This is a genomic window from Edaphovirga cremea (assembly GCF_003332275.1).
Lineage (GTDB): Bacteria > Pseudomonadota > Gammaproteobacteria > Enterobacterales > Enterobacteriaceae > Edaphovirga > Edaphovirga cremea.
On the sequence record NZ_QOVA01000019.1, the window covers coordinates 34,202 to 57,434 of the forward strand.

Here is a 23,233-nt window from a genome sequence, read left to right on the forward strand (position 1 = left end):
CTGCGGATTCGTCTTTATAAATCAGCTCGTTTCATGTCAAAAATACTCATCAGTGCCTGCCTGTCCGGCTTCCCTGTCCGCTATAACGGATCAGAGAAAATCCTTATCGATCAAACGTTGCAGCAATGGCGCGAGCAAAATCGTCTGGTGATCTGCTGCCCGGAACTTGCCGCAGGCTTCGCAACACCGCGTCCACCGGCAGAAATTGCTGTCAGATCTTCCGGTCGCTCTGTTTTGACCGAGGGCGCACGCGTGATGGAATCCAGCGGTCAGGATGTCACTGAACGCTATATTCTGGGCGCTTATCTGGCACTGGAAATGGCAGAGAAAAATGGTTGCCGCTATGCCTTGCTGACGGATAGCAGTCCCTCATGTGGTAGTGAGACGATCTATGATGGTTCTTTTGGCGGGAAAATACTGAAAGGTTACGGTGTCACGACTGAGCTACTGCGTCAGCACGGTATTGAGGTTTTTTCCCATCGGCAGATATTGCAGTTGATTGAACGGGTGATGAATCAAGCGTGAGTTTCGCTTTGCCCTGCATCGGTTGATGCAGGGCAAAGGATCAGATGACTCTCAGTCAGGGTAAAAACACGGGTGCCGCGCTCTCAATGGTCCAGGTGTATTTATCGTCGCCGCCACCATCCAGATTAATGACGAAATCAATCACAGTGCCAAAATTATCCAACACCCGAATGCCCGGTATATAATCTCCGGTATGCGCATAATCTACGGGAATGTCATTTTGAATATACTGGAAGACAGACGCTGGATTGGTTTCTGACCCATTGGGATCGATAAATCCTTTTTTATATTGGGTGGCAATAGGAATACCGGAAATGGACTTGGGATCCCAATCGAAATTCTCCAGTTCGTATCCCTGAGGATATTGTGAAGAGGTAAGCGCCTTATTACTCAGTAGGAAGGTATATTCCTGGTTACAGGCATATTCTTCCTCATTCAACGCGGCCAAATCATAGGTCGGCGTAAGTTTATCCAACACAAATACCGAGCGTTGTGACAACGTGGTATCCGTTGGCGCATTGTAGATAAGGAAAATATTTCGCCCAGACCCACCTTTGGCGGCATCAAAAGGCAGGTAAGCGGTATTAATCCATGTTGATGTCGATGGGATGATGTTATTGGTTTTAATTAAAGAATAATTCTGGCTTTCAGAGATATAATAATCACTCCAACGCAATTCCCGCAATACGCAGCCATTGGAACCGCCATTGTCTACGATGGTGGAAAAGGCAAATGAGTCACTGTTGTGTTGCCATACCTGACCAGCCAGTTGCGTGCTTTGGTTGCCTGTTGCCATTGTACTCGCGGTACCGTCAGTGAGTTTACAGTAGATCGGGCTGGTATTGGCATATCCGAGCACGGGGAGAATATAAAAAGGAATTATTCCCGACAAATTCACCAATGAAACTTCTGGTGATTCAGCCGCAGGCCCTGTCTGTTGAACAATATCATGTGCATAACCGTTATCAGTCACACCGACAGTCCAACCGGCATCGGCCAGCGATCCTTTATCGCCACTTTTATCACCAAAGCGCCAGTCGATATTCCCTGCCGTCTTAAGATAACTTACTACCTGATCTGCCGTCGTCGTGTCAGTCGAATCAGGGTTATAATAGGTCCAGCCCAGATAAAATACGCCGGTCATCACGCCGTTTGAATAAACACTTCTTACACCACCAAGTTGGGTGGCATTACCATCCAAATATAGACCACTAAAACCTATTTGTGCTGGCACTAATGTCAGTTCATTATTATTTAACATAAAAAACACCTCATAGTATATTTGCAACGGACGCTGCATGAACAATATATATCATGAGGAGAACACCCACTCTGGCAAAAAATACGATTGGGAAGATCCATTTTTGCCAGATTAGGATAATTATGCCCGAAAATTAATGTTATCGGTAATAGATGCTTAGAGTCCCCTCGTATTAACGAGGGAGACGCTGTTTTATTTGTTATGCGGGAGCATGGGCAGATTCAGATTGTGTTCTGTTGCACACGCCGCGGCTGATTCATAGCCGGCATCAGCATGACGCATAACACCGGTTGCCGGATCGTTCCACAATACCCGCGCCAGTCGCTGATCCGCCTGCTCGCTGCCATCGCAAACAATCACAACACCCGCATGTTGCGAGAACCCCATTCCAACGCCGCCACCGTGGTGGATACTCACCCAAGTCGCGCCGCCAGCGGTATTAAGCAACGCATTCAGCAATGGCCAGTCAGAAACCGCATCGGAACCGTCTTTCATGGCTTCAGTCTCGCGGTTGGGTGACGCCACCGAACCGCAATCCAGATGGTCGCGGCCAATAACAATCGGCGCTTTCAACTCACCGTTGCGCACCATTTCGTTAAACGCCAATCCGGCAATATGCCGTTCCCCCAGACCCAGCCAGCAGATACGTGCCGGAAGTCCCTGAAAGGCGATACGCTCTTGCGCCATATTCAGCCAGTTATTCAACGGTGCATTATCCGGGAACAACTCTCTCAGTTTGGCGTCGGTTTTATAGATATCGTCCGGATCGCCGGACAGCGCCACCCAGCGGAACGGGCCTTTGCCCTCGCAGAACAGCGGACGGATGTATGCGGGTACAAAACCGGGGAAATCAAAGGCATTTTTCACCCCTTCGTCCAGCGCCATCTGACGGATATTGTTGCCGTAATCCACCGTCGGAATGCCCATTGCATGAAAATCCAGCATGGCCTGAACGTGAATCGCCATCGACTCCCTGGCAGCCCGATCCACGGCGGCAGGATCACTTTTACGCGTGTTTTCCCAGCGATCCAGATCCCAACCAAGAGGAAGATAACCGTTGATTGGATCGTGGGCAGAGGTCTGATCGGTTACGATATCCGGTCGCAGGCCGCCTTCTTTGGCCCGTTCCACCAACAAAGGCAGGATTTCGGCGGCATTGCCCACCAGCCCCACAGAGATAGCCTGTTTTTCAGCGCAGGCTTTCTCGATCATGGTCAGGGCTTCGTCAATGTCATGGGCTTTATAATCCAGATAACGGGTACGCAAACGGAAATCAATGCGTGACTCCTGGCACTCAATGGCCAGTACGCAGGCACCGGCCAGCACGCCAGCCAAAGGCTGCGCACCGCCCATGCCGCCCAAACCGGCAGTGAGGATCCATTTGCCACGCAGATTGCCGTTATAGTGCTGCCTGCCCGCCTCAACGAAGGTTTCATAGGTACCTTGCACGATGCCCTGAGCGCCGATGTAAATCCAGGAACCGGCCGTCATCTGCCCATACATCATCAACCCGGCCTTATCCAACGCATGGAAATGTTCCCAGTTGGCCCAATGGGGTACCAGATTGGAGTTGGCGATCAATACACGCGGTGCATCCAGATGAGTGCGGAAAATCCCCACTGGTTTTCCGGACTGAACCAGTAGGGTTTCATCTTCTTTCAGGCTGCGCAGGCTGGATAAAATGGCCTCGAAACAGTCCCAATTCCGCGCCGCCTTGCCAATCCCGCCGTAAACCACCAGATCCTGCGGGCGCTCTGCCACGTCAGGATCGAGGTTATTCTGGATCATCCGATACGCAGCCTCGATCAGCCAGTTCTGGCAGTGCAATTCTGTTCCGGTAGGGGCGCGAACCTCGCGGGCTACGGCATTTTTCAACACGGAATTCATTATTAGTTTCCTTTGCGTTCAGGAGGAAAAATCATGAAAAACAGTCCATTACAAACCAAGCTTCTGGCTCGGCAACATCGCGAGTATGGCCTGCGGCCACTCCTCACGGCTGGCCCACAGGCGCATGTTCTCAATATCACCGGACATCAGGCGGTCTTGTGCCAGAAAAGCAACTTTCTCGCGCACCCGCGTCATTTCCTGTTCCAGCAGTTCCGAGCTGCGCAGCGGGCGGATAAAATCCACCCCCTGTGCCGCAGCCATGGCTTCAATACCCACCACCACCGCCGTGTTGAAGCACATATCACCGAGGCGACGTGCAGCAAATGTCGCCATGGACACATGATCTTCCTGATTGGCTGACGTGGGCAAACTGTCGACACTGGCCGGATGCGCCAGGGATTTATTCTCAGACGCCAACGCGGCCGCGGTGACCTGGGCAATCATAAAGCCGGAGTTCACCCCGCCGTCATTGACTAAAAACGGCGGCAAGCCTGAAAGTCCGGCGTCCAGCAGCAGCGCCAGGCGACGCTCTGAAATCGCCCCAATTTCCGCCACGGCGAGCGCGATGATATCCGCAGCAAACGCCACCGGTTCAGCATGGAAATTGCCACCGGAGATCACCTCTCCGCTGTCTGTAAATACCAGCGGATTATCTGACGCCGCATTGGCTTCAATTTGCAGCACCCGCGCGGCGTAATGCAGGTTATCCAGACAGGCGCCCATCACTTGCGGGACGCAGCGTATGGAATACGGGTCTTGCACCCGGCTACAGCCTTGATGAGAAGTGACAATGTCACTACCCTCCAGTAACGCGCGTACTGCTTGCGCGACGGCAATCTGCCCGCGTTGACCACGTGCCTGATGGATGCGATCGTCGAAAGGTTTGACTGAGCCTTTGATCGCCTCCAGCGACAGTGTCCCCGCCACAATAGCGGCGGCAAACACATTCTCTGCCTCAAACAATCCTTTCAGGGCCAGCGATGTTGACACCTGCGTGCCATTCAGCAGCGCCAATCCCTCTTTTGGCCCCAACTCGATAGGCTGTAATCCGGCCACGGCTAACCCTTCGGTCGCTGCCAGTCGCTGCCCGTTGACGGTGACATCCCCTTCGCCAATCAGCATCAGCGACAAATGGGCCAACGGTGCCAAATCGCCTGACGCACCGACGGATCCTTTTTCTGGTATACAGGGCATTACGCCCGCATTGAACAGCGCGATTAACGCCTCAATCACCTGCAAACGGATCCCGGAATGGCCGCGAGCCAGGCTGATAATTTTCGTTGCCACCACCAGACGGACAACGTTATCCGCCAGATCCTTGCCAACCCCGACGCTGTGCGACAGCACCAGATTGCGCTGCAATTCCGCCAGTCTTTCCGCCGGAATACGCGTTTGCGCCAGCTTGCCAAAACCGGTATTGATGCCGTAAACCACATTCCCTTGCTTCACGATATTTGCCACGGTTTCCTGTGCAGCAATAATGGCCTCGCGGGCGGACGCCACCAATTCCAAACGCACACCGCCACGGTAGATATCGCGCAGCGTCGCCAGTTCAACGTGGCCGGGATGGAGGCGGCAGAGAGTCAGGTCTGTCGACATGATATATTCCTGTATAGACAAGTTAAGTCATAGATAAACCCGGGCGAAAATCTTCCGGGTTGGAAAATTCGAATCGATTTCAGGCGGTTTTTTCAGCTGGATTCCTGTCGCGATCTGCAATTTTGCGCCCGTTGCCAGCGGCGCTCTATGTCTAACATATAGTTGTGAGCTAAATGAATGTCCATAATCCATTCAATCTGAATCGGGGGGAAATTTTAAGAATCACGTGTCGGTCACATTCTGTATATGCCTGTATATACAAGCACGGTGCTCTGACATGGCTTATCGCGCCTTGATATCTGCCCCAAGCTTGATATCTGCCCAAAGAATCAGGCTATCGCGTCGCTGGGGCGTAAGCACACGTGGCGCGGATAACGCTGACCACCAGCATCCTTCGCCTTCACGTAGAATTTCATCCTCCAGCAAGCCTTCACCGCGGATGACCAGAACCACACCGCTGTGCCCAATGGGCAGTGTTTGTGACTGCACCACGGAATTTACCTGCGCAATCAGTGAGGTACGGCGGGTCATAATGTTGAAGTCCTGACTCGGGCCGTGGCCGATGGTGGCGTGTAGCGCCAATTCTCCGGCGAATGCCAACGGTTTTCCTGTCGTCAGGATAAAATCTTCCCCGCCCTCGCCCCATAGCCGCACACTGTCCCCAGCGATCAAGGTGATGGAACGATCAATTCCCGCAAAGGCAGAAAACGGCCCATCCTGCGCGATGGTTGCGATGCTTGCACGCCAGTCAAACTGAGCAGCACCTTGCGGCCAACTGACGATCTCCCTTGTTTCGCCGCCGCCATTGCGCCAACGGCTGACGGGCAGCGAATCAATGGCAAAACGAACCGGTAGCATCAGAAGGTCTCCTGCAGGGTTTTCAATAACTGGAAGAAATCATTGGCGGCGTCTTGCTGTTGCGCATGCTGTCCGGCGACGATTACAGCCTTGCCAGCAACATAAACGTCTTTAATCTGCTGGGGACCACCGGCAAACAGCCAGCGGTTGAGCAACTGGTCGGTACTGGCTGCCGCCAGATAGGGATCATTGCCATCAAGAACCAGCCAATCGGCACGATACCCCACACGCAGGCTACCTATCTGCGCGCCACACGCCTGCGCCCCACCGGCCAATGCCTGGCGATAAAGTACTTCACCGACCGCGGGCTGTTGCGCGGTAACCATCCTGTTGCGACGCCGATCGCGCAACCGCTGCGTGTATTCCAGCCAGCGCAACTCTTCAACCACATTCAGCGAAACGTGGCTGTCAGAACCGATCCCCCAGCGCCCCTGTTGCGCAATGTATTCCACCGCGGGGAAAATCCCATCGCCAAGATTGGCCTCGGTGGTTGGGCATAATCCGGCGACCGCACCGCTGGCGGCCAGTCGATCCCGCTCACTGTCATCCAGATGCGTGGCATGGACCAGACACCAACGCGCATCCACATCGACATGGTTCAGCAACCAACCCACTGGCCGCTCACCACACCAGGCAAGGCTGTCACTCACCTCTTTTTGCTGCTCGGCAATATGGATATGCACGGGCAGATTGGCCGAACTGGCAGACAATACCTGCTCGATCTGTTGCAGATTGACTGCGCGCAGCGAATGGAAACACAGCCCTTGATTTTGCAGCGGTGACGCCGCAATTTGCCCGGCGATAATCTGCTGCTGCAAAAGATAGCTGTCGCTATCCTGAATGAATCGTTTCTGCCCGGCGAGTGCAGGCTGGCTGCCAAAACCGCTATAGCTGTAGAGCACAGGCAGCATCGTCAAACCAATACCGGCCTGTTGCGCCGCATGACTGATATGCGCGGTCATCTCCCCACGATCTTGATAAGGCTGACCGTCTGCCTGATGGTGGAGATAGTGGAACTCTGCCACCTGGGTATAGCCCCCTTTCAGCATTTCGATATACAACTGCCGGGCAATCACCCCCACCTGCGGCGGCGTCAGGCGCTGCACCAACCGATACATCAGATCGCGCCAGGTCCAGAAACTGTCCTGCGGATCGCCGGCCACTTCTGCCAGCCCGGCCATCAACCGCTGGAAAGCGTGTGAATGCAGATTGGGCATTCCAGGCACCACGGCCCCCTGCAACACGATGCAGCCCTCAGCGGACTCACCGGAGGTTACGGCAATCAGTATTCCCTGCTGATCCACGTCCAGCCTGACATTTTCAGCCCATCCCTGCGGCAGTAACGCGCGTTTGGCAAAATACGCTGGCATAAACCCTTTCCTGAACAGTGTGTGTGAATGATGGACAATATAATTCTGCGGGGCTGGTATTTCTGCGCCTCAGCTTGTATATACATATACATACGCCGAATAGAACAGTAAATGTCAAAGGCTGTTTTTTCAGCTCAAAATTTTATGCTGCGCGGCTTATCCCGTTCGGCACCTATCGTCTTCTGAGGGGGATCCTGTGGCTGAACAACAGGTGCTGTCACAATTGGCGGCGGCGATGAGTGACTCGCCCGCACCAATTTATCAAAGGGTTAAACAGGCCATCGTCAACCAGATTCGTTCCGGCATGTGGCAGCCACATCAGCGGGTGCCGTCGGAAAGCGAACTGGTGAATGAATTGGGCGTCAGTCGCATGACCATCAATCGCGCACTGCGGGAACTGACCAGTGAAGGCTTTCTGCTGCGTATGCAAGGCGTTGGCACGTTTGTGGCGGAGGCAAAAGCCTATACCGCGATGCTGGAAGTGCATAACATCGCCGAAGAGATTGCAGAGCGCGGTCATCGCCACAGCAGCAAAGTGTTGCGCATGATCTCCCGTGCGGCAGACAGCGAACAGGCATTGGCGTTGGGCATCCAACCCGGGCAGACGGTGTTTTATTCACAGATTGTGCATTATGAAAACGATATTCCGGTGCAACTTGAGGATCGTTTTGTCAATCCGCAGGCTGCGCCTGATTATCTGCAACAGGATTTCACCCTGCTAACCCCGCATCACTATCTGAGTCAGGCGGCACCGCTTACCGCAGGCGAACACGTGGTCGAAGCGGTGAGCCCTACCGACGAACAGCGGGAATTACTGGCATTGGCCGCGCATGAGCCCTGCCTGTTGATCCGCCGTCGCACCTGGCACGGTACGCGGGTGGTGACCTCTGCGCGATTACTCTATCCCGGTTCGCGCTATCAACTCTTTGGCCGTTTCAAAAGTCACGGCGATACACGAAATTCATAAGTGGAGTCATGATGGCAGCAGAACAGCAATGCGATAGCCTGTGGTATGGCGCGGATCTGGTCACCATGCGTGGCGGCCACTACCACTTGATTGAAGACGGGGCGATCGCCGTTAAAGACGGCAAGATTGTCTGGATAGGTGAACGTGGCTTGTGCCCAGAATTCCCGCTGGCAACGCGCACCGATTTTGGTGGCGGCATCATTACCCCCGGATTTATTGACTGCCATACCCATCTGGTTTTTGGCGGCGATCGCAGTGCGGAGTTTGAGCAGCGCCTGAACGGTGTGAGTTATGCAGAAATCGCCGCCAATGGCGGTGGCATCCTCTCAACCGTCAATGCCACCCGTGCAGCGACAGAGGCGCAACTTCTGGCCTCGGCAAAATGTCGCCTGGCACCTTTACTGGCTGAGGGCGTAACCACCGTTGAAATAAAATCCGGTTATGGCCTGACGATCGACAGCGAAATGAAGATGCTGCGGGTTGCACGACAGTTGGGTGAAGAATTGCCCGTCACTGTGAAAACCACCTGTCTGGCGGCACATGCCCTGCCGCCCGAATTCAAAGGTCGCGCGGATGACTATATTGCTGTGATCTGTGATTCATTGCTGCCTCAGGTAGCCTCGGCTGGCCTGGCCGACGCTGTGGACGCATTTTGTGAACATCTGGCTTTTTCCCCGCAACAGGTGGAAAAAGTCTTCGATGCCGCGCATCGGCTTGGACTGCCCGTCAAACTGCATGCCGAACAACTTTCATCCCTCGGCGGCAGCAAATTGGCCGCGCAACATCAGGCGCTCTCTGCTGATCATCTGGAATATGCCGGCGAAAGCGATGTTATCGAGATGGCACGACAGGGTACGATTGCCGTCCTGCTGCCCGGTGCGTATTACCTGCTGCGTGAAACCCAGGCTCCCCCGGTTGATCTGTTTCGACAGCATAACGTGCCGATGGCCATTGCCAGCGATGCCAATCCAGGTACCTCGCCCGCGTTATCCCTGCGCTTGATGCTAAATATGGCGTGTACACTTTTTCGTCTGACGCCTGAAGAGGCCCTGGCAGGAATTACCCATCACGCCGCCCGCGCACTGGGGATTGAGAAGACTCACGGCACGCTGGAAATCGGCAAAACTGCGGATTTTGTTCATTGGCCGCTGGCACGCCCGGCGGAACTGGTTTACTGGTTGGGCGGTCAACTGCCCTGCACAGTCATCTATCTCGGAGAAGTTCGCTTATGACGCTGCCTGAACCTTTCAGTTTTGTCAGTGGCACGCTGCCGCTGTTGATCAGTATTCCCCATGCGGGCGTGACGCTGACGCCCGAAGTTGAAAATGCATTGACGCCAGAAGCCGCCGTGCTCTCTGATACCGATTGGCATATCCCGCGTTTGTATGATTTTGCGCGCAAAATGGGCGCAAGTATGTTGAAGGGCAATTATTCACGCCTGGTTATCGATCTCAACCGCCCTGCTGACGATCAACCATTATATACCACGGCAACGACTGGCCTGTTCCCAGAGACATTATTTGATGGCCGACCGGTATTTAAAACAGGCCAGACACCGACACCGCAACAACGGCAGCAATATTTGCGGGAAATATGGCATCCGTACCATCAGCAATTACAACGTGAACTGGATCGACTGCGGGCGGAGTTTGGTTATGTCCTGCTGTTTGACGCGCATTCCATTGCCTCGCTGATTCCAAGATTATTCGACGGGCGTTTACCCGATCTCAATATCGGTACAAATGGCGGGACAAGTTGCGATCCCCAATTGGAAGCTCAAATTATCGCATCCTGTGCAGCGCAAAATACCTTCAGCTATGTCGTCAACGGGCGTTTCAAAGGTGGCTACATCACCCGTGAATATGGCAAACCGACATTGGAACAACACGCCATCCAGCTTGAGCTGGCACAGAAAAATTATATGCAGGAAGAAATTCCTTTTGATTACCAGCCAGATAACGCCGCGCAACTGCAAGGTATTCTGCAACCGTTAATCACTGCGTTACTGGAATGGGGAAGCCAGCAGAAAACCCTCTCCTGAAACAATATCTATTCAGTCGCCGTAATAGTTTTTATTGCGGCGGTCATAACCGCCAAAGCTCGATAAGAAATAAAGAGAACTGCACCAACTCCAGCCAATAAAAACCAACCCTTATAATAACAATTAACATTAAACCCTTTTATCCCCTGTAATTGCGGGTGTATATTTCGTCACGTCGAGAAAGTTCGACGGAAAATAGTCACTCAATTTACTTTGTCACCCTACAATACAATAAGGAATTCCCATGTCTTATTTGTCTGAATTTTCATTTAAACCACAAAATAATAAACTCCTTTACAGCAATGGTAAACAACAACTTCCTTTTGTATTAACCGTAAAAAAATATAACGATCAATTCCAGCCTGTACCTTTGTCCAAGGCAGAATTGGATTCCGTCGTCATTTATGATATCAGCAGCGATATTAATGCGGCTCCTGTAGGTTGCATATTGACACAAGTCAAAGACAATAAGTATGAGCAAGGCAAATGGTCCGGCGATAATCGCTACCAAACACTCATGGAGAACGTTGCGGATGAAACACAACTTGGCACTGACTCAAACTATTATACTTTCTATTTAACCAGTACCCAGGCATCACCAGGGTTGCAACTCGCGGCAAAAATACGTCTCGATGAAAGCGATCCTGAAGGAGGCCATCCTGATAATACGTATCGTACCACTGAGGCAGAAATCTCCACCGAAGGATTTCAAACTGTAGAAATACAATGCGTTACCCCTTATGTCGTTGATGTGGCGATGATGAGTAATAACACTTCCACCCCAGAGGAAGGCGATAAAGAAGAGACCTGGCGTAAAGAGGGCGCGGGTAATTCCTATGCTGAAGTCGAGACCTATTACTGGCGTTTTCCTGAGGATTTGCATATTATCGATACCCCGGTCATGAAAAAAACTGACGGTTATAGCGAGAACGAATACGGCATTATTTATCTTGATTCACAATATGGCAGTTACACTTTCACTTATATCAAAAGTTCGATAACACAAGCTGAGGTTGAGGGTTTATTTACGCTCCCTATCAGCATTGGCGAAACGCTTACCTTCCGTCAGGGAACAAATACGCCGGATTGGATAAGAATTACCCGCGCAACAACGGACATATTTTCAAAATCTGGTCAAATTTATGGCAGCACCACCTATGCCTTTAACGATAATTATGGCTGCACGCATGAGTATGTACTCACCCATAGTGATGATTTTGTTGCGGCACAACTTCGTAACGCGTAATTAAATACAATGAAGGGAATATTATGAATGATATTTATTCCAACGCGTTTAATTTTTCCTCTTCATTGACTGGCAGTATGGATATAAGAACTGGGCAGTATAATGCCCAGATTCATTTAGCCACCCTGAACCCGGTCTCTGAGACGTCATTAAAACGCGATATTCTGCTCTCCTTTTCCATGTTGAATAAAACCAATAGTGGATTCGGCATGGGATGGTCGATTAGCGGTTGCTGTCAGTTGGATACCCTGGCCTCGCCGGATACTCTGACGCTTGCCGACGGCACACGTTATCAGTCAGCAACAGACCGCTATTTACCGGGGGGTATTGTCTCGTTCAGCGATCAGAAAATTAAGAACGTGGTCGTTAAATGCATCGATGCCACGACGCTGAAGATTTACAGTATTAATGGCACCACTGAAACCCTCTATCGGCCAAATACGGATGTCCCCTATCAAACCCAAACTTACACGCTGGAAAGTGGCGAAAGTTTCACGTTTTCCTATTGGCATGCGCAGAAGTTGAAAAGCATTACCGATAGTCAGGGTGTAGAAGTCTTCAGTATTGATTATGATAGCGCAGGGGTAGCACTTTCCGCCAAAGTCAAAGGTGATCAGGGCAAATACGCCTGCATCAGTTTTACCCAGATAAACGGGTTACTGACCAAAGTCACCCAACCTTATGATTCATTGGGAGCCAAAGAGACACACGGTACGAAATTCGAATATAAATCGCTGTCGCCAAAATCGGCAACGTCGCAGGAGTATTTTGCCATTAGCAAAATAACCTCACCGTTGGGGGGCGTCGAAGAGATCGATTATATTTCCAGTGGCTTTACTCTCGATAGCGATAATAGTATTCCGGTTGTCAGTCTGATTTCAGAGCGTGCGGGTTACCAACAACCCGAAGTCATCAAAAAATACCGTTATTCGGTGAATAACTTTACCGGGTATAACGCGGACACCCGTTATCACTTCGGCCAGGAAAATATCTATTTATCCCAACGCCCCTACGATTACTGGACCTGTGAGGAGATCTACGGCATTGATGAGCCAGATGTTTGTCTAAAAAGTGTGACTTATAATCATAATAAATACCACTTACTGACCAATGTCACTACGCTGTGCGACGACACCTGCCTGCAATATGTCACCCAATATAACGAACAATTTGACCAACAAGGCAACTCACTTCCCTTTGCTCAACAACCCGCCAATTTACAGTTTCCCAGCGTGGTCAAAACAGTGGTCAGTTATCTCTCGCAACCTGAACTCAGCCGTGAGTTTACGGAGATTCATGAAACCAATGAGTATGGCAATCTGTGTTCGCAGACCGGCGTAGACGGCATCACCACGCATTACGACTATTATCCACGCCAGGGTGAAGAGAGGTCTCCCGCTGATCCCAGCGGATTTTTCGAGCGCTACATGCGATCACAAACCCTCAGTGCCGCCGATGGATTGCAGAAAACGCGTGACTATACCTACCAGTCGATACCGGTTGAGCACCCAGACCATAACTACATGGTGGTGCCGCAAAGTGAAACCACCACCGATTGCGTAGCTTATGACAATGAAATGATTACCACGCAAATTCGCGTGGACTATTGTCCGGATAGTGAAAACGCACTTCCTTGTCTGCGCGGTAAATTGAAGGAAAAAATCAGTTCTGTCACAAAAACCTCCACTCTGGCAACCGATTCAGTCACTCACACTACCCGTGAAATCTATGACTATCTTATTGCAGACGGCGTATTGGTGACCGATCAAACCCTGATAGGCTTTGATCAATGTCAGTTGAAGACCTCAGAGAGTCAATCGGTCTACACCGGGCTGACCGTGTCACAGACCAACCGCCTGGGCGTGTGTGATCAGACTGATTACGATGCATTGGGACGCAAAATAGCCTTTCGCAGTGCAGTCGGTTCGGCGTATATGCAAACCGAATCTTACCAGTATCTCTTGCCTCCTGAAGTTGACGCCCCGCGTATGGCGTTAACCGACAGTCACGGGGTGATGTCGCATTTCATCTATGACGGTAAAGGGCGGATATTGCAGGGTGAGGAACAAGCGGAAAACCAACTTTTCTATCAAACCCGGGCATGCCATTACAACATTCTTGGGCAACTTACTGATGATATCCGCTACGACTATCATTCAGACGGAACGCTGTTTGCCACAAAAAGTCAGGCATTTATCTATGACGGTTGGGGAGCGCGTTGCGAAACCCACCACTCTGACGGAATAATCGATATCCAGAAACTGGATCCCCTTAATTTACAATTGACGCAGCAGAAAATACGTCGTGATGACAGCGAAAATCCGCTTCAGGTCACTGCACAACTCTCGGCCAAACGCACTACCTTGAATCTGTTCAAACAGCCGGAGCGCGTTGAGGATTTGACGATTGACGGGCTAACTTATGCTACTCACGCCTACAAATTTGACGGGTTTGGTCGTAAAACAAAGATAGTCTCGCCGCTGAATCGCACCCTTTCCGTTCACTGTTATGACACGTTTGATCGCGCTATTTTCATGACCGATGCGGGCAACAACAACTTTCAGATCGATTATGCCCCATTCACTGCTTCGCCCCTGATGACCGCTATCACTCTGTTGGGAACGACACCCACTGTGTTGGGCAGCCAGATCTTTGACGGACTGGGGAGGATAGTCGCTAGCACCACCGATTCCATAACGGTGCAATACTCATATGCTGGGGGTGGTGTACGCCCCACCACGCTGAGCAAAAACGACGGCAGCCTGATTGAATTCAGCTATCTCGCCGAATTGGATGAAAAACCGCTGAAGGTGACCGCGTATCAGGGCGGTGATCGTACGACTGGTGAACTGCTTTCCGCCTTTACCTATGCAAAACAGCAGGACGCGGGATGCGCGATCGGCACCTTGTTGCAGGCAACAAACAACAATGCGACCTATGATTATCAATACCATGCTGATGGAAAAATTAAACATATAAATCAAAATGTTGCAGGATTTCCGTCCGCACAGACGCAGTTGACGCAGCAAACGTTGGCTGGCGTGCCAATCAGCGCGGACATGATGCTGGCTACAGGGGAAATGAGCACACGCAACCTTGCCTACGACGCAGAGGGACGACTGCTCAGTAGCGCCCAGCAGGGGATCAAGGCCAACACCGAGTACGACCCATTCGGCAGACCGATGTGTGAAACCATCAGCGAAGGTGACAATGTCCATCAGATCACCACATTTGCCTATGATGAATTCAGCCGTGAAATCTCTCGATGTATCACCCATGCAAATGAAACGGTGACGTTGTCAAATGTCTATGATGTGGAAAACCGGATCATTGAAAAAACCACTGTGCACGGAGGAGTGGGAACGCTAATAGAGAGTTTTCACTACGATCAGCAAGGGCGTCTTGAAGTCTATTACACCCACGTAGGTGCTCCCCAAGAGATGCTGTCACGCAACGAGCAAAATCTTCCGCTCGTTCAACAGACCTTCTCGTATGATGAGCTCAGTAATATCCGCTGCTGTACCTCCGTTTTTGCCGATGGCCGTGAAGATACCGCAACCTATACTTACCATGGCAGGCAACTGACCACCATTTCGCATACGATGACGTCGGGAGATCGAGCCTATCCGGCACAGGTTTCTGTGACCTACAACGCCAATGGCGAGATAAAAACCATTACCAGCGGTGATAAGACCCGTGAACTTGACTACTCAGCGACGGGGCGTTTGCGACAGTGTGGTGACAGCCATTATGCTTATGACCCGTATGAACGTTGGGTGATTGGGGATGAAAAAGCGCGTTATTACAGTGGTGATAGCGTCCTTTTCGACCATGATGGCAAAACAATCTACCGCTATTTGCGCCATGCCGGAAAATCCTACGCCGAACAATCCGAGGAGCAGATGCTTATCCTCGGCTGCAACTACAGCGGCGCTGTCACCACCAGTTTCCCGGTGGGTTCACCAACGCTCAGTTGTTCCGCCTATTCACCCTACGGTGAAAGTAGCGGTATCAGTCGCTCGGGTTTCAACGGTGAACTTCGCGATCCCCAGACGGGCGGTTATTTTTTGGGGAACGGTGCCAGGGTCTATCTGCCAGAGTTGGGGCTGTTTCTGTCTGCCGATATCCGCTCCCCCTTTAGCGGTGGCGGCATAAATCCTTATCTCTACTGCCAGGGCGATCCGGTGAATTTACTTGATCCCAGTGGTTTTGTATCAATGGAGAAACTTACCCGCGATTATAACGGCGTGATTAGCAGTGCGATGGGGTTGTTTCTGGTGTTCTTTAAACCGGTTGGGCCAATAATCAAACTGATCAGTATTGGGTTGGCGGTAATAAGTCTGATTGGCGCGGTGATGGCACTGGCAGGTGACAGTAAAGGGGACTCCAAGATGAATACTATCGGCTCCTGGCTCTCGTCGGTGGCGGGTTTAAGCAATGTCTTGCTCGGCCTGGGTACCCTTGCCTACGGGAAACTGAGACCCGCGAAGGGTAGTGGTAGTTCTGCTTCATCGAGAAGAACGTCGGCGTTACCCGATGAGGAGATAGATGAGGCCGTCCCGGAAAATACGGGAAATCGACGCAGGAGCCGCTCACACTCTGATTCCGACAGTGATCAGCAGCGGCGCGCGACAGAAACGCAACGGGTGCGGCAACGACGCGCAGATGACATTGATATCACTCAGGACAGCAGTTTCGGCACTCAGGAATCGGTGACCGCTTCAAATAGACTCTTCACCGGTAGACAAGGCCCGGGTGGATCGTCATTGAGACGGGCAACGTCACTGCCATCGGTATTGCCCGCCAGCGATCCAATGAGCTCAGGGCGCAATGTCTCGATCAATAACGTGCTCTCCGGGCATAACCGAGAGCAATTACCCACTCTTGCGGGCAATGCGCCGGGAGCCGCATCACCTGAGACGGGAACAAGCGCACACAGCAACGTCTTATTACGAATGGGAATTCCACCCTCTTCATCCGATTAATTAACCCAGAGGAAACAGACTGCCGGTTACCATAGGCAGTCTGCTGGCATCCCATTACCTGTTAGCATCCAATTAACTGTTAGCATCCAATTAACCCCCTGGCTTCCCGATCACTCTCTTCCACCAGCATCAGTCCGGCGCGCAATCCATTGGCCACCTTCGCATTGGGAAACAGCAGCCATTCCCGCTCGTGCTCCACCACATAGCGTTGCCCGCTCTCCTCTGCCAGCAAATCACCGTACCCGAAGGAGGTAAAATTCAAGGCATCCTCGGCGACATTCAACCTGAAATCGTTGTGGTGTTTAATCAAATCCCGCACCACGCGGAAACGCTTGATGGCCGGAAGTGAACGCTCAGGAAGCGTCCCACCGCTAATCAGTGCCCGTAATGCCTGTTCCGCCGCAAGGAATTGGCTGAGATCATTGCTGCCAAACGGCAGTGCTTTGCCCAGCTCAAGCGTACAGCTCGCCGCATGGAAAACTTCACCACTGAAATGGGTAAAAGTGCCTCCCGGTGACTGGTGAAAGACCAATGCTTCCAGCCCCGCACTTTCCAGCCAGGCCAGCATTGACGGCGTGCGTGACTCGGGCAGGCTGGGGAGCAAACCAAAACGCAGATAGTGTGAACCCCGGATGGCGGTGTGCAGATCAAAGTGGAATCGGGAGGTTGCTCCCACTGCCGTTGCCCGCTGGAAAAAGGCGGCCATGTGCTGTTCGAGATGCCACGCGCGCTCGGTTTCACCGCTGGCGATAAACAATCCATGGCGACCGCCAAACATGCGGTTCATGTCGCTGTGCAGGTAGCGCGTGTTAGTGCGCATGGCGGGGGGATTACCGAGGATCACCAGCAACCGAACGGCCAGCACCGACCCTTCGCTCAATAATTCGCTCACCAGCCGGTTGAGGATTTCGATCGGTGCGGTTTCATTACCGTGGATACCCGCCGATAATACCACCGCCCGCTCGCAAGATCGGCGCGGTGACAGTTCCAATACGCCGTCATCAAGCCATTGCCATTCAAGATGCGCAATCTGGCCGTGAGGTTCTGCGGGCGGCGTACCGCCCAACGTCAAAGATAAAAAATCAAACATGGGCAGGGCATCCTCTCCTGGTATCAACGCTGAAAGGGATAAATACTGCCAAGCGCCAGGATCTGCGTCAGTTCATCCAACGCACTTCGCCCCTCAAGCAAAAGTTGCGGATCACCCAGATCTTGCAGCGTCAAACGGTCGCGATAATGTTTATCGACCCACTCATTCAGCGTCGCAAAGAGGGAATCATTCATCATCACTTGTGGATTGACCGCCGCCAGTTCACGTTCGGTCAATGCCACACGCAACCGCAGGCACGCCGGCCCCCCGCCGTTGCGCATACTTTCCCGCAAATCAAAGACTTTGATGCGATTAATGGGACCGCCACTCTCCACCAGTTCATTCAGATAACCCCAGACACCCCGATGCTGGCGGGCTTCTTCCGGAACCACGATGGTCATTTTACCATTGCTGCGCGTCAGTAACTGACTGTTGAACAGATAGGTCCGTACCGCATCAGCCACAGAAACCCGATTGTCCGGCACTTCAATGGCGATGAATTCTGTCCCCAAAACGGCCAGTTTGCGGCGCAGTTCATCCATCACCTTTGGAGAATTCAGAAAGGCATGCTGATGGTGAAACAGGACATTGCCATTGCTCACCGCAATAACATCATTATGAAAAACGCCCTGATCGATCACCGCCGGATTTTGTTGTACGAAGACCGTGCGCTCCGCATACAATTTATGCAGGCGCGCCACCGCCTGGCTGGCTTCCAGAGTTTGTCGGGCCGGATAACGCGCGGGTTGCGGCGCATCATTCAGCCCCTGCCTGCCATAAACAAAAACCTGCACGCCCGGCCCACCATGCTCCGCCGCCAGACGATTGTGGTTTGCCGCCCCCTCATCACCAAAAAGCGCCACCTGTGGCAGCGCCTGATGGTGGGTGAAGTACTGCGCATCCGCAAAGGTGGCCTGCAAGGCCAAACCGGTCGTTTCCGGTTCGATGGCCCGGTGGAATTTATTGTTGAGATTGGCAACCGTGAAGTGCACGCGGCCATCGGCGCTGTCAGCGGAAGGCGATACCGTTGCCGCGTTCGCGACCCACATCGCCGAGGCGGAACTCAGCGAAGATAACAGCCGCGGAGTCGTCCGTGCCGCCTGTTCCAGTATCTGCGCATCATTTCCGGAGAATCCGAGTTGCCGCAGCGTGGGTAAATGCGGACGCTCATGGGGAGGCAGCACGCCCTGCATAAACCCCAGATCGGCCAACGCCTTCATCTTCAGCAACCCCTGCTTTGCCGCCAGCTTGGGGTTCGAGACGCTGTTTTTGTGCTGTGTCGAGGCTTCATTGCCGAATGACAATCCGGCGTAATGGTGGGTCAAACCGACCAGCCCGTCAAAATTCACTTCACATCCAGACATGGTTAACTCCGGTTCAATGGGGGCTCGCGGTAAAATGGAGGCCCGGTGATAACGTTTCCGGCAGCGTCAGTTGATCGCTTTCCAGCGATGCCATCGGCCACGCGCAATAATCCGCTGCGTAATAGGCACTGGCGCGATGGTTGCCTGACGCCCCCACACCACCAAACGGTGCGGCGCTGGATGCCCCGGTCAACGGCTTATTCCAGTTCACAATCCCGGCTCTCGCTTGCAAAAGCAATTGGTCAAACTGCGCCCGATCAGGGGAAAGCAAGCCGCAGGCCAGCCCAAAGCGGGTGTTGTTGGCGATGGCGATGGCCTCAGCGAAATCGTCATAGCGAATCACGCTCAACAGCGGGCCGAAATACTCTTCGTCAGGGATGTCAATGCCGCTGACATCCACGATCCCCGGCGTCAGCAGCGTCGAGCGTTCATCCGGACGGCTCATGGTCAACAGCAGCGTGGCACCCAATGACAGCAGATGTTGCTGCGCATCCAGCATCAGTTGCGCGGCGCGATCGGAGATCACCCCGCCCATAAATGGCTGCGGCTCATCATCCCACTTGCCGATTCGCAACGTGGCGGCGACTGCCACCAGACGCGCAATAAACGCATCACCTTTGGCACCGCGTTTGACCAGCAACCGCCGCGCACAGGTGCAACGCTGTCCCGCAGAAATAAACGCCGACTGGATGGCCAGATTTACCGCGGCATCCACCTCATCCACGGGCTCAACGATCAGCGCATTGTTGCCACCCATTTCCAACGCCAGAATCTTTTCAGGCTGCCCCGCCAATTGCCGATGCAATTGATATCCGGTTCCGGCACTGCCGGTAAACAGCAGCCCGTCGATCTGTTTTGCCAAGGCCAACGCCTCACCGGTTTCACGTCCGCCTTGAACCAGATTCAGCACCCCGGCAGGCAAACCCGCCTGCTGCCACAACTTAACCGTTTCTTCCGCCGTCCACGGCGTCAGTTCACTGGGTTTGAACACCAGAGTATTACCGGCCAAAAGGGCCGGAACGATATGACCATTTGGCAGATGTCCCGGAAAATTATACGGGCCAAACACTGCCAGCACGCCATGGGGACGGTGGCGCAATACCGCTTGCCCGTCGGGCATCGCCGTCTGTTTGGTTCCGGTGCGGGTTTGATATGCCTCTAGCGAAATCGCCACTTTCCCGATCATCGCTTGCACTTCGGTCAGTGTCTCCCAGCGCGGTTTGCTGGTTTCACGGCTGATCACCTCAGCCAGACGGGTTTTATTTTCCGTCAGCAGATCGGCGAAGCGCTGCACAATCACCAGACGCTGATCCAGCGACTGACGCGCCCAGTCAGGAAAGGCATCCCGCGCTGCCTGACAGGCATTTGCCACATCCTGGGAATTGGCGTCGGTACCCTGCCAAATCAGCTCTGCGCTGACCGGATCGTGCTTCAGTCGCTGTGCGCCCTGTCCAATTAGCCATTGTCCCTGAATAAAAAGTGCGCGATGGGTCATGATGCATGCTCCTGTTGGAAAAGAGTGATAGCGCGAACGGTGTCGCCTGCCGCCACACCCAGCGCCTCGGCGCTGTGGCGATCCAGTGTTAAACTGCCTTCGGTTACGCCGCCGTGAACCAGCAACGCCCGATAGTTGACGTAATTTTCATTGGCTACCAGATAGCACGGGGCATCGGATGCCGATTCACCAATGACAACTTTTAGGCGGCGACTCTGTTTCACCGCACGGATGTCATCGATATCTGCCTCAAGCGTTGGACCCGCATCAAAAATGTCGACGTAGCCTTGATAATGCAGTCCTTCCGATTCCAGTACCGCTCTGGCCGGTGCGGTTTGCGGATGGACAGTGCCGATCACCGCACGCGCTTCCGGCGTCAGAAAGTCGACATATAAAGGGTGCTTTGGCATCAGTTCTGCAATAAAGGATTTCTGCCCGGTCCCGGTCAGAAAATCAGCCTGGGCAAAATCCATGCCGAAGAAGTGCCGCCCTACGCCTTCCCAGAACGGGGAAAGCCCGTTTTCATCCGAGACGCCGCGCATTTCGGCAATCACTTTCCTGGCAAAATATTGCCTGAAGGTGGCGATAAACAGAAAGCGGACTTTCGACAGTAACTGACCATTTTTGTTGTGCCGATAATCCTGATCGAGGAACAGCGTACACAACTCGCTGTAACCCGTATGATCGTTACTCAGATAGAGCGTCGGCACGGGCTTGTAGACGTTCAATGCCTTTGAGGCATGAACCAGTGTACCGACACGAAAGTTATACCAGGGCTCGCTCAACCCAACGGCCACTTCAATCGCACTGACGCCCACAACCTTTTGCTGCTCGCTGTCTTCCAACACAAACAGATAGCCTTGTTCCCCGCGTTCAAGATGACCTTCCCACGTAGCAATAGCCCGCTCGATACGGGCGGCCAGGTGTTTTTCATCCTTCGGCAATGACGTCATACCGATGCCGGTTTTACCGGCAAGCACCAGAATATCCGCGAGATCTTTATGTTGTACCGGGCGTATTAACATCATGGTGCATTACCTCTACATCTTGTGCTGCTTTGGTTGGCCCGGTAAATCAGGCACATAAACGTGAGACTGCGCGCTCAAATCGGGCCAGCCCTTCTTCGACATCGGCTCGATCAATGATCAGCGCCGGGGCAAAGCGCACAACGTCGGGACCGGCTATCAGGGCGATCAACCCCTCTTCTGCGGCCAGATTGGTCAACTGTTTAGCTTTACCGGCGTAATTGGCGCTCAATTCGACCCCAATCAGCAGCCCTTTACCGCGAATTTCCGCGAACAGCGGATAACGTTCGTTAATCCGCGTCAGACCGTCGATAAACCACTGGTGGCGCTCGCCAACGCCTTGCAACACAGTCGGGGTATTAATGAGCGAAAACACTTTCCCGGCCACCGCCGTCGCCAGTGGATTTCCGCCATAGGTCGTGCCATGGGTTCCCGGTTGCATCGTTTTCGCGTATTTATCCAGCGTCAGCATTGCACCGATCGGGAAACCACCTCCCAACGCTTTGGCGGTGGTCAATACATCAGGCACCACACCATAATCTTGATAGGCATAGAGGTGTCCCGTGCGGCCAACGCCAGTCTGCACTTCATCGAATATCAACAGTGCCTGATAGCGATCGCACAATTCACGCAAGCCTTGCAAAAATGCCCGGTCGGCAGGCACAACGCCACCCTCACCTTGAATCGGCTCGACGATAACCGCACACGTCTGCTCACTGATAAACGCCTCGGCAGCGGCCAAATCGTTGAACGGCACGTGGTGGATACCGGCGGGCAGCGGAGCAAAATCCTGGGAATATTTAGGTTGCCCGCCTGCGCTGACGGTAAACAATGTGCGACCATGAAATGCGTTGTTGAATGCCAGAATCTGGTTCTTGCTTTCACCCGCGCTATCGCGCGCCACTTTGCGCGCCAATTTCAACGCGGCTTCATTGGCTTCAGCCCCTGAATTGCAGAAAAAGACTTTCTGCGCAAACGTTGCGTCAATCAGTTGCTTCGCCAACCGCAGAACTGGCTCGTTGGTATAGCCGTTGCCGACATGCCAGAGTTTGCCCGCCTGCTCAATCAGCGTCTTTTTGACCTCCGGATGGGCGTGGCCAAGCGCATTGACCGCGATTCCACCCGCGAAATCCAGATACTCTTTCCCCTGTTGGTCCCATAAGCGCGAACCTTCGCCACGAACCGGAATAAAACTTGCCGGGGAGTACACGGGGACCATCCAATCGTCAAAAGAGTGACGGGTTACTTGTTGTTCCATATCGACCTCAAAATTGGTAGCAACGTTTTAGCTCTGTCAGGCGGTGACCCGTCGTTTTGCTGCGCATTAAAGGAACCATTTTCCTCTTCATGAGTGACACAGAACGACCGCCGGAATTAGGTTAAAATTGTTGTATAAGTGTTAAATAATTGATACTCACCCAGATGATACTAGATTGCACGCTTCATGCCAGCCAGTAGAAAAAGTGAATAAAACGATCCTCCTCATGAAAAAACAATGACTTAAAACCTGTCGTTATTCA

General features: G+C 52.8%; 16 protein-coding genes. 6 read left to right on the forward strand and 10 right to left on the reverse strand.

Annotated features, from left to right (window positions below):
• Positions 1 to 33: 33 nt before the first annotated feature.
• On the forward strand, positions 34 to 525 hold the full coding sequence (locus DRI82_RS18795; RefSeq protein ID WP_114195446.1) for a 2-thiouracil desulfurase family protein: 492 nt from the start codon (positions 34 to 36) through the stop codon (positions 523 to 525).
• A 55-nt stretch (positions 526 to 580) separates the two neighbouring features.
• Here the strand turns inward: DRI82_RS18795 and DRI82_RS18800 are convergent, their stop codons facing one another.
• The 5 genes from DRI82_RS18800 to DRI82_RS18820 all read right to left on the reverse strand — a co-directional run bounded on the left by DRI82_RS18800 (position 581) and on the right by DRI82_RS18820 (position 7,500).
• The gene (locus DRI82_RS18800) at positions 581 to 1,786 is read right to left on the reverse strand and encodes a hypothetical protein (protein WP_157968099.1); all 1,206 of its coding nucleotides are present in this window, start codon (positions 1,784 to 1,786) and stop codon (positions 581 to 583) included.
• A gap of 192 nt (positions 1,787 to 1,978) precedes the next feature.
• Complete coding sequence (gene hutU / locus DRI82_RS18805) at positions 1,979 to 3,673, reverse strand: urocanate hydratase (RefSeq protein ID WP_114195448.1); 1,695 nt, start codon at positions 3,671 to 3,673, stop codon at positions 1,979 to 1,981.
• Positions 3,674 to 3,721: 48 nt separating this feature from the next.
• Entirely contained in the window at positions 3,722 to 5,272 is a 1,551-nt protein-coding gene (gene hutH, locus DRI82_RS18810) for a histidine ammonia-lyase (protein WP_114195449.1), read from the reverse strand.
• Positions 5,273 to 5,554: 282 nt separating this feature from the next.
• Complete coding sequence (locus tag DRI82_RS18815) at positions 5,555 to 6,130, reverse strand: HutD/Ves family protein (protein ID WP_114195450.1); 576 nt, start codon at positions 6,128 to 6,130, stop codon at positions 5,555 to 5,557.
• Positions 6,130 to 7,500, reverse strand: a complete 1,371-nt coding sequence (locus tag DRI82_RS18820; protein WP_114195451.1) for a formimidoylglutamate deiminase — start codon at positions 7,498 to 7,500, stop codon at positions 6,130 to 6,132. The genes DRI82_RS18815 and DRI82_RS18820 overlap by 1 nt, the downstream gene beginning before the upstream one ends.
• A 196-nt stretch (positions 7,501 to 7,696) precedes the next feature.
• Between DRI82_RS18820 and hutC the strand changes: the two genes are divergently transcribed.
• The 5 genes from hutC to DRI82_RS18845 all read left to right on the forward strand — a co-directional run bounded on the left by hutC (position 7,697) and on the right by DRI82_RS18845 (position 16,739).
• Positions 7,697 to 8,467 (forward strand): histidine utilization transcriptional repressor HutC, encoded by a 771-nt coding sequence (hutC, locus tag DRI82_RS18825; protein WP_114195452.1) that lies wholly within the window; start codon positions 7,697 to 7,699, stop codon positions 8,465 to 8,467.
• Between the two features lie 11 nt (positions 8,468 to 8,478).
• A complete protein-coding gene (gene hutI / locus DRI82_RS18830; RefSeq protein WP_114195453.1) occupies positions 8,479 to 9,699 on the forward strand; it encodes an imidazolonepropionase in 1,221 nt (406 codons plus the stop codon).
• Complete coding sequence (gene hutG / locus DRI82_RS18835) at positions 9,696 to 10,508, forward strand: N-formylglutamate deformylase (RefSeq protein WP_114195454.1); 813 nt, start codon at positions 9,696 to 9,698, stop codon at positions 10,506 to 10,508. The genes hutI and hutG overlap by 4 nt, the downstream gene beginning before the upstream one ends.
• A gap of 244 nt (positions 10,509 to 10,752) precedes the next feature.
• Entirely contained in the window at positions 10,753 to 11,754 is a 1,002-nt protein-coding gene (locus tag DRI82_RS18840; RefSeq protein ID WP_114195455.1) for a hypothetical protein, read from the forward strand.
• Positions 11,755 to 11,777: 23 nt separating this feature from the next.
• Positions 11,778 to 16,739 carry an RHS repeat-associated core domain-containing protein gene (locus tag DRI82_RS18845; protein ID WP_114195456.1) on the forward strand — a complete coding sequence of 1,654 codons (4,962 nt, stop codon included), beginning with the start codon at positions 11,778 to 11,780 and terminating at the stop codon, positions 16,737 to 16,739.
• A 79-nt stretch (positions 16,740 to 16,818) separates the two neighbouring features.
• Here the strand turns inward: DRI82_RS18845 and astE are convergent, their stop codons facing one another.
• From astE to DRI82_RS18870, 5 genes are read right to left on the reverse strand one after another with little or no spacing between them, the layout of a single operon-like run.
• Positions 16,819 to 17,829, reverse strand: a complete 1,011-nt coding sequence (astE, locus tag DRI82_RS18850; RefSeq protein WP_114195457.1) for a succinylglutamate desuccinylase — start codon at positions 17,827 to 17,829, stop codon at positions 16,819 to 16,821.
• 23 nt (positions 17,830 to 17,852) lie between these two features.
• Positions 17,853 to 19,193, reverse strand: a complete 1,341-nt coding sequence (gene astB, locus DRI82_RS18855; protein WP_114195458.1) for an N-succinylarginine dihydrolase — start codon at positions 19,191 to 19,193, stop codon at positions 17,853 to 17,855.
• Positions 19,194 to 19,206: 13 nt separating this feature from the next.
• Positions 19,207 to 20,688 carry a succinylglutamate-semialdehyde dehydrogenase gene (gene astD / locus DRI82_RS18860; protein WP_114195459.1) on the reverse strand — a complete coding sequence of 494 codons (1,482 nt, stop codon included), beginning with the start codon at positions 20,686 to 20,688 and terminating at the stop codon, positions 19,207 to 19,209.
• A complete protein-coding gene (gene astA / locus DRI82_RS18865; RefSeq protein ID WP_114195460.1) occupies positions 20,685 to 21,716 on the reverse strand; it encodes an arginine N-succinyltransferase in 1,032 nt (343 codons plus the stop codon). The genes astD and astA overlap by 4 nt, the downstream gene beginning before the upstream one ends.
• A gap of 46 nt (positions 21,717 to 21,762) precedes the next feature.
• Positions 21,763 to 22,971 carry an aspartate aminotransferase family protein gene (locus DRI82_RS18870; protein ID WP_114195461.1) on the reverse strand — a complete coding sequence of 403 codons (1,209 nt, stop codon included), beginning with the start codon at positions 22,969 to 22,971 and terminating at the stop codon, positions 21,763 to 21,765.
• Between the last annotated feature and the right edge of the window lie 262 nt (positions 22,972 to 23,233).